Annotated in this window: 11 protein-coding genes; 7 read left to right on the top strand and 4 right to left on the bottom strand. The window is 65.3% G+C overall.

What is annotated here, in order from left to right; translation table 11 throughout:
• Nucleotides 1-57 precede the first annotated feature (57 nt).
• Together IEY07_RS03235 and IEY07_RS03230 are read right to left on the bottom strand one after the other, a co-directional pair.
• Entirely contained in the window at nucleotides 58-990 is a 933-nt protein-coding gene (locus IEY07_RS03235) for an AEC family transporter (protein ID WP_188893692.1), read from the bottom strand.
• 165 nt (nucleotides 991-1,155) lie between these two features.
• Nucleotides 1,156-1,563, bottom strand: a complete 408-nt coding sequence (locus tag IEY07_RS03230; protein WP_229669645.1) for a (deoxy)nucleoside triphosphate pyrophosphohydrolase — start codon at nucleotides 1,561-1,563, stop codon at nucleotides 1,156-1,158.
• A gap of 464 nt (nucleotides 1,564-2,027) precedes the next feature.
• Here IEY07_RS03230 and IEY07_RS03225 point away from each other — a divergent pair, with 464 nt between their 5' ends.
• Genes IEY07_RS03225 through IEY07_RS03200 form a run of 6 tightly spaced genes read left to right on the top strand, consistent with a single transcriptional unit; the run spans nucleotide 2,028 to nucleotide 9,929 of the window.
• Complete coding sequence (locus tag IEY07_RS03225) at nucleotides 2,028-3,869, top strand: ABC transporter substrate-binding protein (RefSeq protein ID WP_188893691.1); 1,842 nt, start codon at nucleotides 2,028-2,030, stop codon at nucleotides 3,867-3,869.
• A gap of 37 nt (nucleotides 3,870-3,906) precedes the next feature.
• A complete protein-coding gene (locus tag IEY07_RS03220; protein WP_229669644.1) occupies nucleotides 3,907-5,853 on the top strand; it encodes an ABC transporter substrate-binding protein in 1,947 nt (648 codons plus the stop codon).
• Nucleotides 5,854-5,886: 33 nt separating this feature from the next.
• Complete coding sequence (locus IEY07_RS03215; protein ID WP_188893689.1) at nucleotides 5,887-6,948, top strand: ABC transporter permease; 1,062 nt, start codon at nucleotides 5,887-5,889, stop codon at nucleotides 6,946-6,948.
• A 9-nt stretch (nucleotides 6,949-6,957) separates the two neighbouring features.
• Entirely contained in the window at nucleotides 6,958-7,809 is an 852-nt protein-coding gene (locus IEY07_RS03210; protein WP_188893841.1) for an ABC transporter permease, read from the top strand.
• A 15-nt stretch (nucleotides 7,810-7,824) separates the two neighbouring features.
• The gene (locus IEY07_RS03205) at nucleotides 7,825-8,883 is read left to right on the top strand and encodes an ABC transporter ATP-binding protein (RefSeq protein ID WP_188893688.1); all 1,059 of its coding nucleotides are present in this window, start codon (nucleotides 7,825-7,827) and stop codon (nucleotides 8,881-8,883) included.
• A complete protein-coding gene (locus IEY07_RS03200) occupies nucleotides 8,880-9,929 on the top strand; it encodes an ABC transporter ATP-binding protein (protein ID WP_188893687.1) in 1,050 nt (349 codons plus the stop codon). Before IEY07_RS03205 ends, IEY07_RS03200 begins: the two co-directional genes overlap by 4 nt.
• A 24-nt stretch (nucleotides 9,930-9,953) precedes the next feature.
• Here the strand turns inward: IEY07_RS03200 and IEY07_RS03195 are convergent, their stop codons facing one another.
• A complete protein-coding gene (locus IEY07_RS03195; RefSeq protein WP_229669643.1) occupies nucleotides 9,954-10,751 on the bottom strand; it encodes a phytanoyl-CoA dioxygenase family protein in 798 nt (265 codons plus the stop codon).
• A gap of 86 nt (nucleotides 10,752-10,837) precedes the next feature.
• On the opposite strand from IEY07_RS03195, the gene IEY07_RS03190 reads away from it, so the two are divergent.
• Nucleotides 10,838-11,755, top strand: a complete 918-nt coding sequence (locus IEY07_RS03190; protein WP_229669642.1) for an AraC family transcriptional regulator — start codon at nucleotides 10,838-10,840, stop codon at nucleotides 11,753-11,755.
• Nucleotides 11,756-11,775: 20 nt separating this feature from the next.
• Here IEY07_RS03190 and IEY07_RS03185 read toward each other — a convergent pair whose 3' ends face one another.
• A complete protein-coding gene (locus IEY07_RS03185; protein ID WP_188893686.1) occupies nucleotides 11,776-12,339 on the bottom strand; it encodes a YbhB/YbcL family Raf kinase inhibitor-like protein in 564 nt (187 codons plus the stop codon).
• Nucleotide 12,340 lies beyond the last annotated feature (1 nt).

Raw genomic sequence — 12,340 nt, 5'->3', positions numbered from 1 at the left:
ACAGTCTTGGCCACGGCTGAGACTGCGCCCCAACCGTCAACCATGCGGTTCTGAGGCCTAGGGGGCGAGCATCGCAGCGATGAAGACCAGCACCACCAGTGACAGCACGGTGGTGACGAAGATCGAGTCGCGGGCCAGGATGATGCCGCGGTCGTAGCGTACGGAGTGGGTGAAGACGTTCTGGGCTGTCGGCAGTGCCGCGACGACGGTGACCGCCAGCACCGCGTGCGGATCGAGGTGCAGGACGTAGCGGGCCATGATGAAGCCGACCAGCGGCTGGACGATCAGCTTCAGCACGACGATGTAGCCGATCTGGACCTTCGGCTCGCCCCGGCCGGGCAGCGGCCCCAGGCGCAGCGAGATGCCGTAGGCGATCAGCATCGCCGGCACGGCCATGTTGCCGATCATCGTGATCGGCTCGTTGACCCACTGCGGGAGCCTGATCGAGAAGATCGAGATCAGCAGGCCGAGGAGGGAGCCGATCATCAGCGGATTTTTGAACGGCTGGGTGACCAGGCGGAGGATCCGGTTGCCGCCGGTGTGGTTGTGCGTGGTCATGTCGAGGACGGCCAGGCCGGCCGGCTGCAGCAGCACCAGCTGGGTGAGCAGCATCGGGACGATCCAGGAGGCGCTACCCAGGGCGTACACGGCCATCGGCAGGCCGAGGTTGCCGGCGTTGACGTAGCTGGCACAGAAGGTGCCGATCACCGTGTCGCTGGCGGAGCGTTTGAAGACCAGCCGCGCGGCGATCACGAAGAGGATCGCGCTGACCGCGGTACTGGTGATGGACGCGATCAGGTTGGTCGAGAAGATCTGCTTGACGTTGGTGCTGCCGATCTCGGTCAGCATCAGCGCGGGACTCGCGACGAAGAAGGACAGTCGGGCGAGCGTGGTCTGTGCGTTGGCTCCGGCCACCTTGAGGTGGGCGATCAGGAATCCGACGCCGATCACGAGCACGAGCGTGAGGAAGCCCTGCAGGACTCCACCCACGCGTCGCTCCTCCGGCCGGTCGATCAAGGTTGGCCGCCATTCTTTCGTACGGGCTCCGGTCACGACCCGCGGGGCGGCTTCAGCGGCCCCGGATGACCCGTTCGTGATCTACCGGAGTCGCCGCACATGACGACCTGATCAGCTGGTCTCGGTGATCAGGATCGGTCAACCAAGGACATCGCAGATGATCTCGACCGCCGGAAGGTCGGCCGGCGCCCAATCGAGGCCTGCCAGCTCGCCGGCCGGGAGCCAGACGATGTCGGTGTGTTCGGTGAGCTTCGGCGTCCCTGAGATCAGGGTGCAGAGGAATGTGGTGAGCGTGACGACCCCGAAGTCGTACTCATGCGTTGTCGACGTGACTTCGTCACCGACCTGAATCTCGCACTCGAGCTCTTCAAGGATCTCGCGTTCCAGGGCGGCGCGCGCCGTCTCGCCGGATTCGATCTTGCCTCCGGGGAATTCCCAGCGGCCGGCCAGGCTCCCGCGTCCGCGCTGGGCAGACAGCACCAGACCGTCACGCACGATGACTGCCCCAACGACATCGATCTGCTTTTTCGTGGAGGCCTCCGGCACCCGAGCAAGCATAGGCAAAGCCGCGGTGCCAGACGAGGTAGTCGCCGGGCAGACCACTCGCAGCACGGACCGCTCCACACGGGCGCCGGTGGCGTGGCCAACATGCCGTCCGCATTGAGGGTTGCCCGTTTTCACCTCCGTCCCTACACTCCATTGCAACGATTCAAGTCGCCATGCGTCGGGCAGCGCCGGGACCATCGAGCCGTCGGCCGTGTGGTGCTGGTTCGTGTGTACGTACCGCCCGCAAGGGTGATGCGGGCACTGACTCACCAATCCGCTGCTCACCCCACGGATCCCCGCACAGACAGGGATTCGAGCCCGGAGGGACCACAACGATGTGGCTAGGAAAGAGTCTTGACGCCGGCGCGCGCCCGCCCTCGGGCACCCGCCGCAACGGCCTTTGGCGCGCTCCACAGGCCGTTCGGAGGTCGCTGGTCGGCCTGGCCGTCCTGATGCTCGTCGCCGTGACCGCTCAGGCGTGCACCGGCGGCAGCGGGACGGGCGCCGCCGACGGCTCCCAGGGCAGCAGCAGCGGTGGCTCCGGTAATCCCGGCACCACCGCATATCGGATCGGCGCGATGGCGTGGGGCAGTTCGATCGCCAACAACCCGTACGCCCCGACGCCCACGCCGCACTACAACCTCTCGCTGCTCAGCCTCGGTGTGGTCTCCGACTGGGGTCGGCCGGGAGACAACCCCTACTATCCCGAGCTGGCCAAGAGCTGGAAGCTCGCCCAGCACTCGATCACCTTCGCGCTGCGTCCCGACGCCAAATGGCAGGACGGCCAACCGCTCACCAGCAAGGACGTGATCACCTCCTTCCGGGCTGCCGGCGCCGACTACAACTCGGTCTGGGCCGCAATCACCAAGCTCAGCGCCCCGGACGATCACACCGTGACGGTTGACCTGCAGTCCTGGGCTGTGCCTCAGAACGCACTGTTGCACCTGTTGCAGATCGTGATCGTGCCGGACACCCAGTACGGCTCGCTGATCCCGATGACCGACTTCGACCAGACCCTGATCAGCTACTGGAAGACCTACAACATCCTGCATCCCACGGCAGCCAGCATCGCCAAGGCCGGCAGCGGTCCCGACGGCAAGATCATGGCGGCGGCCGCAGCCAAGCTCGTCAAATTCGATCCGAATCCGATGATCGGCAACGGACCATACAAACTGCAGAGCGCGAACGTCAGCGGCGTTCTCTACCAGAAGTGGGACGGCTTCTTCGACGCGACCAAGATCACCGCGCCGTATGTCCAGATCTACCCGATGGACTCCTCCACCGAGTACGGCGCGATCATTGGCGGCTCCATCGAGCAGGAACTTGACTCCCAGTTCAACGATCCGCAGGTCACCCGTATGAATGCCACCCAGACGGCGCACTACGGCGTGATTCCGTCCCCGGTGCAGCAGGAGAGCCTGGTCTTCAACTTCAACCACTACCCGTTCAATCTGCTCGCCGCCCGCCAGGCTCTGGCGTACGTGATCGACCGGCACGACCTGGTAAAACGGGACATGGGCGGCGACCTGGTGCAGGACCCGGCCGAAGAGACGCCGGACGGCATCAACTACTTCCTGGCCAAGCAATATCTGAAGCCGGAGCAGTTCGCCCAGCTGAACCACTATCCGCACGATCTTGCCAGGGCGACGTCCGTGTTGCAGTCCGCCGGCTTCACCAAGAAGGCCGGCAAGTGGTACACGCCCAAGGGCACCCCGTTCAGCTTCACGATCTCCGAGCCGAACGGACTGTCGCAGTTCGTCCAGGACGGCTTGATCATCGCCGGCTACCTCAAGGCGTTCGGCATCGATGTCAAGGTCGAGGACGTGGACGCGGCCACCTACACCACCAAACAGGAGGCCGGCGACTTCGCGGTTTCGGAGTGGTACATGGACTGGGGCCAGGGGCCGCCGATGGCAGATTTTGCGGCCACCTTCGGTGAGGCGTCGTCACCGTCATGGAACTACCCGATCTCCTACAGCGGCAGCGGACCCTGCAAGTGCGCGATCGGTATCGGGCCCGAGGCTGACGTGCCGGGGCTCGGCCACGTCAACATCGCCTCCGAGCTGAATCGTGAGGTCAACCAGGCGACACCGGACACCTGGTCCAAGTACACCTGGGCCTGGGCCCAGTGGGTCAACCAGCAACTGCCCATCCTGCCGCTCTACAACAACGCCTTCCACACGATCTACCAGACCAACCGCTACGCCAACTTCCCACCGCAGTCGCAGAAGTGGCTGTGGACCGTCCTCTCCGGTGCCGACGAGACGGTCGTCTGGATGCAGAACGGATATCTCAAGCTCACCTAGCTCCCCACCCAGCCCCTGACAGACAGGACACACAATGATGTGGAAGGTCCCCGATCATCTCCCCGTCCGCGCTACGGGCCGCAGACTCCGCCTGCTCCTGGTCGCGCTCTGCTCGCTGCTGTTGATCACGGCTGCCGCGTGCACCGGTGGCAGTTCGACCAACGGCGGCAGCGGCAACAGCGGTGGCGGCTCGAACAACGGCAACATCAACGCCGACACCGCCAACCCGTCCACCACTGCCTTCCGCTGGGGAACCCGTGCGTGGGCATCCTCGATCAGCTACAACCCGTACTCTCCGACGCCGGTGCCGGAGTACAACTTCTCACTGCTCAACCTCGCGGTCGTCTCCGACTGGGACCGGCCGGGCGACAACCCCTACTACCCGGAACTCGCGCAGAGTTGGGACGTCGGGGCGCACTCCATCACCTTCCACCTGCAGCCGAAGGCCACGTGGCAGGACAACACCCCGCTGACCAGCAAGGACGTGGTGACCTCGTTTCGGGTCGCGGGCATCGACTACAACTCGGTCTGGGCCGCGATCACCAAGATCTCGGCGCCCGATGATCACACCGTCACCGTCGATCTGCAGTCCTGGGCCGTGCCACAGAACGATCTGTTGCACCTGTTGCAGATCGTGATCGTCCCGGACAAGGAATACGGACAGTTCGTTCCGTCGGATGTCAACCGGACACTGTTGGCGTACTGGAAGGACTACAACATCCTCAAACCGACGACGGCCAGCATAGCCAAGGCCAGCGGCAGCGCCGCCGGCAAGGTGATGACCGCCAACAGCGGCAAGCTGGTCAAGTACAACCCGAAGAAGCTCAACGGGGACGGCCCCTACACGCTCCAGAGCGCCAACGTCAGCGGCGTTCTCTACAAGAAGTGGAACGGCTTCTGGGACGCCGCCAAGATCACGGCGCCGTACATCCAGGTCACGCCGATGGACACCTCGACCGAGTACGGGGCGATCAGCTCCGGCAACATCGAATTCGAGAGCGACAACCAGTTCACCGATCCTCAGGTCACCACGCTGAATCGTCAGGGCAGCAACGCCCACTACACCTTCCTACCGTCGCCGGTGCAGCAGGTCGGCCTGGTGGTCAACTTCAACCACTACCCCTTCAACCTGCTCCCGGTCCGCCAGGCACTCGAATACGTGATCGACCGGCACGATCTGGTCAAGAGGGACGCCGGCGGGCAGATCGTCCAGGATCCGGCTGAGGAGACACCGGACGGGATCAACTACTCCGAGGCCAAGCAGTTCCTGACGGCTGACCAGTTTGCCAAGCTGAACCACTATCCGGTGGACAAGGCCAAAGCGACGACGCTCCTGCAGGGTGCCGGTTTTACCCTGCAGAAGGGCAAATGGATGACTCCGAAGGGTCAGCCGTTCTCCTTCACGATCTCCGAACAGGCCGGTATCCCGCAGTTCGACGAGGATGGCCTGATCATCGCCGGCTATCTGAAGCAGTTCGGCATCGACGTCAAGGTCGAGGATGTCGATCCGGCCACCTACACGACCAAACAGCAGGCCGGCGACTTCGCAGCGTCTCAGACCTGGATGGACTGGGGCCAGGGTGCGCCGATGGCCGACTGGGCGGCCAGCTTCGGACAGGCGTCGACCCCGGCCTGGAACTACCCGATCTCCTATAGCGGCAAGGGCCCGTGCAACTGCGCGATCGGCATCGGCCCGGAGGCGGACGTGCCCGGACTCGGCCACGTCAACATCGCCTCCGAGCTGAACCGCGAGGCGAACCAGGCCGACCCGTCGACCTGGTCGAAGTACACCTGGGCCTGGGCCCAGTGGTTCAACCAGAACCTGCCCTTCCTGCCGCTGTACAACAACGCCTTCCACGAGGCCTCCTCGCAGACCCGCTACACCAACTTCCCACCGGATTCGCAGAAGTGGCTGTGGACCGGACTGAGCGGAGCCGCGCAACCGGTGGAATGGATGCAGGCCGGCTATCTGAAACTCAAGTAGTCCCGTTCCGAGCAAGCACTGAGGAGACGACCCGTGGTTGGATATCTGGCCCGGCGCATACTGATGGCTTTCGTCACGATCTTCGTCGTGGTGACGATCTCCTTCTACATGGTCCGGTTGATGCCGGGCAACCCGATGCAGTTCCTCGAGGCGCAACTGGAGCAGCAGGGCGGCGTGAGCCCGGACCAGATCAGGCAGCAAGTCCAGGCGATCTACGGGGTGATGCCGAGCGGTCCGCTGTGGCAGCAGTATCTGACCTACGTCGGCAACATCTTCCGCGGGGACTTCGGCAACTCGATGCTCAATCCGGGGCAGAGCGTGACCAGCATCATCGCCAGCGCTCTGCCCTGGACCGTCATCCTGGTCGGGGTCTCGTTGATCATCAGCTTCATCATCGGACTGGTGGTCGGGACCATCCTGGCGGCCTATCCGGAGAGCCTGTTCTCCCGGATCATGACCGGTGTGGTGTCGTTCCTGTCGGCGGTGCCCAACTATCTGATCGCGATCATCCTGATCTATCTGCTGGGCGATCTGCACCACGTCTTCCCGATCAGCGGTGCCTACTCCAACAACACGGTCCCGGGATTCAATTTCCCCTTCATCGGCAGCGTTCTCTATCACGCACTGCTCCCGATGGCCGCGTACGTGATCGTGTCGTTCGGTGCCTGGTCGCTGGCCATGAAGGGCAGCGTGACCACGGTGCTGGGCGCCGACTACGTCCGGGCAGCGGAGGCCCGCGGTCTGGGTGGCCGTCGGGTCACCCAGACCTACATCGGACGTAACGCGATGCTGCCGATGGTCACCAACCTGGCGATCTCGGTCGGCTACATGTTCGGCGGCTCGGTCTTCATCGAGACCTATTTCGCCTACCCCGGGCTGGGCTACCGGCTGATCAACTCCGTCAACTCCCGCGACTACTCGCTGATGATGGGTTGCTTCATCCTGATCACCATCTCCGTCGTGGTGTCCAACTTCGTGGTGGACCTGATCTATCCGGTGGTCGATCCGCGGATCGTCAAGCCCGGGGCCCGCCGGACGAAGATCACCCCGAAACCGGAGGCTGCGCTGCAGACCCCGGAAGCGATGAACGCGTAGGAGGCGGCGATGGAGTTTCTCAAGGACTTCTGGCGGATCCTGCGTGCCGACAAGACCGCACTCGTCGGCGGCATCGTCGTGCTGATCTACACTCTGGTGGCAATCTTCGGTCATCTCTTCGCCCATGTGTCGGATCTGCCGGCCGGCGGGCAGGCCTACCTCAAGCCATCCGGCCGGCACCTGCTGGGCACCGACTTCCTCGGCAACGACACTCTGTCCGAACTGGTGATCGGCACCCGGCCGGTGATGATCGTCGGCGTCGTATCCGCGGTGATCGTGATCTTCGTCGGAGTCGTCGTCGGCCTCTTCAGCGGCTATGTCGGCGGCTTCGTCGACGGCCTGATCATGCGAGTCACCGACATCTTCCTGACGATCCCCGGGCTGCCATTGATCATCGTGATCGCCAGCATCATCCACACCACCAACCCGTTCGTGCTGGCGATCATCCTGTCCGTCACGGCGTGGGCAGGTCTGGCCCGGGCTGTACGCGCCCAGGCGTTGAGCCTGCGGACGTCGGACTTCATCGACGCCGCGAAGGTACAGAACCTGCCGATCGGAAACCTGATCGGCAAGCAGTTGCTGCCCAACGTCGGGCCGTTCGTCGCGATCAACTTCCTGCTCGCCGTGACCGGCGCGATCTACGCCCAGGTCGGACTCTTCGTGCTCGGCGTCGCACCGGTCAGCGGCACCAACTGGGGAATCATGATCAACCTGGCTATGAACCAGGGTGCGCTCTACACCAGCAAGAGCATGCTCTATCTCTTTGCCCCGATGGGCGCGATCGTGTTGCTGCAGGTCGCGCTCGTCTACTTCTCCAGAGCCCTGGACAAGTTGTTCAATCCGCGCCTACGGGTCCAGTGAAGTGAGGGTGCAGCGATGAGTACGCATCAGATGATGGCCCTGCACGCCGACACCGCCGGCGGCGGCGACTCCGACGCCCGGCAGCAGGCGCCCGCGATCCTCGAGGTTGACAACCTCAGTGTCAATTTCGGCCCGCTGCGCGCCGTCGACGGGGTCAGCCTGACAGTCCGCGAGGGCGACATCTACGCCCTGGCAGGGGAATCCGGCTGTGGCAAGTCGACGCTGGCCTACTCACTGCTGGGCATGGTGCCGCCACCGGGGGTGGTCTCGACCGGACAGATCACCTTCCGCGGCCACACCCTCACCGGGATGGACCGGCGCAAGCTCGACCAGATCCGCGGCGCCGAGATCTCGATGGTCTTCCAGGCGGCGATGAATGCGTTCAACCCGGTGATCACTATCGGCACCCAGGTCGAGCACGTCCTGCAGGCGCACCCGGACAGTTTCCCCACCGCCAGGGAGGGCCGGGAGTACTTCGAATACCTGCTGCGACTCGTACGGCTCGACCCGGAGGTTGTCTGGAAGGGCTACGAGAGCAGGCTTTCCGGCGGCATGAAGCAGCGGGTCGCCATTGCGCTCGGACTGCTGCTGCGGCCGTCAGTACTGGTCCTGGACGAGCCCACCACGGCCCTGGACATCCTCAACCAGCGGCTGGTGATCGACATCCTCAACGACCTGCACGAGACCCTGGGCGTGACGATCATCTTCATCACCCACGATCTGGCCCTGGTCGCCGAGCTCGCCAACCGGGTCGCGGTGATGTACGCCGGCCGGCTGGTCGAGACCGGCACCATCGACGAGATCTTCTACGACGAACGCCGGCACCCCTACGTGAGCGCCCTGATTCGCGCCGTCCCCAGCGTCACCGCGGACACCGAGTTGATCAAGCCGATCCCGGGCCGGGTGCCGAGCCTGGCCGAGCTGCCTCCGGGATGCAGGTTCGCGCCCCGATGTGCGCAGGCCATCGACATCTGCCAATCGGTCGATCCACCGCTGCTGCTGGACGCGGCCGAGCACGGGGTCGCCTGCCATGTGGTGAACGCCGGACTCAGCGAGAAGGGGCTACTCAAGTGACCGCTGCCGAGACCACGCCGGCAACCGACCCGGCACTGTTGTTGCAGGTCGACGGGCTATCCCACCGCTACCCGACGAGTACGGCCCCACTGCCGGCGTTGAACGGCGTCGACCTAGCCGTCGGCCAGGATTCGGTCACCGCCATCGTCGGTGAATCCGGCTGCGGCAAGACCACCCTCGGCCGGATGATCACCGGACTGCTCAAGCCGTCCGACGGACGGATCCTCTACCAGGGCCAGGATATCTGGAACCTCGGCAGGGCCGACTGGAACCAGTACCGGCGCGCGGTGCAGATCGTCCAGCAGGACCCGTACGCGTCCCTCAATCCGGGCTTGAGCATCCGCGAGACACTGCGGCCGGGGCTGCTGCACCACAAGATCGTTCCCCGCCGCGAGGTCCAGGGCGAGATCCTGCGACTGCTGGAGCTGGTCGGCCTGGACGCCGACGAGGCGTTCCTGCGACGCTTTCCGCACCAGCTGTCGGGCGGTCAGCGCCAGCGGCTGGCCGTCGCCCGCGCTGTCAGCCTGCGGCCACAGCTGGTGGTGGCCGACGAACCGACCAGCATGCTGGACGTGTCGATCCGGGTCGCCGTCCTCGATCTGCTGTTGTCCCTGCGCGCCGAGCAGGGGCTGGCCTACGTCTTCATCAGCCACGATTTCGGCGTTGTCCGCTATATCGCCCGGGGCGGTCGGATCATCGTGATGTTCTTCGGCGAGGTGGTCGAGGATGGGCCCGCCGAAGAGGTGATCAAGCATCCCCGGCACCCGTACAGCTACCTGCTGCTGGAGTCGATCCCGATACCGGATCCGCGGACTGCCCGGCGCCGCCGTCAGGAGATCGCCACCGACGCTGTGGATGATCTGGCCGAGCAGCCGCCGGCCGAGGAGGGTTGCATCTTCGCCAACCGCTGCCCGTTCGTCGAGGACGCCTGCCGTCAGGCCAGGCCGCCGATGGCCGAGGTCTCCCCCGGCCACCGTGCGGCCTGTCTCTTCCCCGAGCGCGTTCCCCAGTTGTCCGAGGCGATTCCCGAGATCGCCGGGGTCTGATCGCGGGATCTGACGGTCCTCAGCTCACACCTGGGGGAAATTCTCCCCTGCCAGCGGATCGCCCTCCGTCAGGTCCAGCGGCGCGGTCACGATGTGCGGGTTGCCGTTGAAGCGGGTCTCGGCATCCATGTAGACGGTGATGTGAGCGTACCGGGCTGAATCGGTGCGGTTGTCCAGCGCCATGTGCCCGGTGTAGCTGGTATGGAAGGTGACATCGCCGGCACGCAGCGGGTAGGTGATCCGCGGCAGCCACCGCAGGTCGGGTGCCAGCCCGAAGAGATCCTCTTCCTCGGCGAGGTTCTGGGGCCGCAGCCCGGTGAGGTGCTGGGTGCCCCGCAGGAAGGTCATGCACCCGCGCTCCGGTGGGACGTCGACGAGTGCGATCCAGCAGGACAGCGACTGCCGGTCCCCGGTGTGCGGCCAGTAGGGCCGGTCCTGGTGGAAGAAGGTCGGCTTGTTGTTGTGCGGCTCCTTGACCAGCATGTGATCATGCCAGATCCGCAGTGGGATCCCGGTCAGTTGCTTGGCAGCGGCGGCGATCCTCGGATGCAGGGTGAGCTGGGCGAGGGTCTCGTCCTGCTGCCAGACGTTCACCAGCTGGGTGAAGGTGCCCTGCTTGTCCAGGCTGTCCTGTTTGTGCCGCTGGTGGAATGCCTGCTCGGCCGCCAGGAAGGTCTGCACCTCCTCGGGCTTCAGCATCCCGCGGATCCGGACCACACCGTCGGTGCGGTAGGTGTCGATCAACTCGGCTGGGAGGTTTCCGTCATCATCGACATCGCGGACGGGATCGTCGGTGATCATGGTCGAATCGGAGATTGTCATGCTCACACTGTTGTCGCCGGGAAGCTGCGCGGCTAGGACGATCCCGCCCGGAACTCGGACGATTCCGACTCGCGTACGCTGGCACCGTGGGTGTGGCGCGGCCGTCGCTGTATCGGGAGTCGGAGATGTTCGCCGACCGCCCGGTGCTCGCGGGTGTTTGGAATCTCGACGGTGATGCCGAGGTGCACGGGCACGATTTCGTTGAGATCGCGTTGATCGGCCACGGCTCCGGCAAGCATCTGAATGTCCGGGGAGAACAGCCGCTCTCCCGGGGCGACCTGCTGGTGCTGCGACCGGGTGCCTGGCACGGATTCGCCGACTGCCGCGACCTCGAGGTAGCCAACTGCTGCCTGTCGGCGCAGGCGCTGGACGGCCAGCTCTCCTTGCTGTACGCGGATCCCGTCCTCCGCCGGCTGCTGTGGAGCGGGCCGGTGCTCGGTGGCCACCAAGGCAGCTATGCCGTACGGCTACCGGCTGATGCTGCCACCGCCGGCGTCGCTGCGATCCGCCGGCTCGGTGCCGTGCGCGGCGCCGGGCTGACGCTGCTCGGTCATCTGTTGGCGACGCTCGGGCTTCTCGTCGATGCCCTCGACGACCAGGCGCCCGCCGAATCACAATCCGGCGACACGACGATCCCGGACGCCGTCCGCGAGGCCGCCGGACTGCTGGCCGCGGCACCGGAGCGTCATTGGCGGATCGATGAGGTCGCTGCCGTCGCCGCGATCGATCCCGACTACCTGGGCCGGCTCTTCCGCAGACATTACGGCGTCTCCCCCATGGCCTATCTCGCCCGGTTGCGGGTCGAGCGGGCGGCCGGCCTGTTGACCAATACCGACGAGCCGGTGGCCCGGATCGGTGCCCTCGTCGGTTGGGCGGATCCGACCTACTTCGCGCGCCGGTTCCGGCACCTGACCGGTGTCACGCCGACCATCTACCGCCAACAGTCGAAGACCCCCGGGATCGGAACCGATCTCACCCAGCTCGGCTCATCCCGCCCCACCTGATCTTTCTCACTTGATCATGCTCACTTGTTCTCGTACGTCCCGTCCAGCCGTGCCCGGCCGATCACATGCCCGTCGATGGCCGTGAGGACGTCGGTCAGACCGAACTTCTCCGGCAGCCCGAGCTTGTGATCGACTGCGAACAGCTGGAAGACGTAGGTGTGCGGCCCGTGCGAACCCGGCGGCATCGGGCCGATGAATCCGCGGCGGCCCATCGCGCCGCTTCCGTGCCGCAGGCCGGGGATCCGGCTCGGATCGGTCAGCGCACTCTCCGGGAGCCCGGTCAGCGATGGATCGATGCCGGTCGTGATCCCGTGGGTCGCGGGAGTCGCCCGCGGAGCATCGGGATCCTCGATGATCAGCACCAGTTCGACGGCGCCCTCGGGTGGTGTCGTCCAGGTCAGCGCCGGCGATACGTTCGGCGCGAAGATCCGGCCGCGGTGCGCCGACGGGATCGGAGTCCTGTGCGCGAAAGCAGGGCTGGTCAGCGTGAAGTTCTCCGGCGCCTGCAGGCCGGGAAGGGTCCAGACCAGCTTGTCGTGGCCGGCACGCCGGTTGCGCAGGGCGCGTCCGATGGGATTGGGCATG

It is taken from the genome of Microlunatus endophyticus, from assembly GCF_014646195.1.
In the GTDB taxonomy this organism is placed as follows: Bacteria; Actinomycetota; Actinomycetes; order Propionibacteriales; family Propionibacteriaceae; genus Microlunatus; species Microlunatus endophyticus.
Note: the sequence above shows the minus strand (reverse complement) of the source record. Positions and strands in the feature narration are given on the sequence as shown.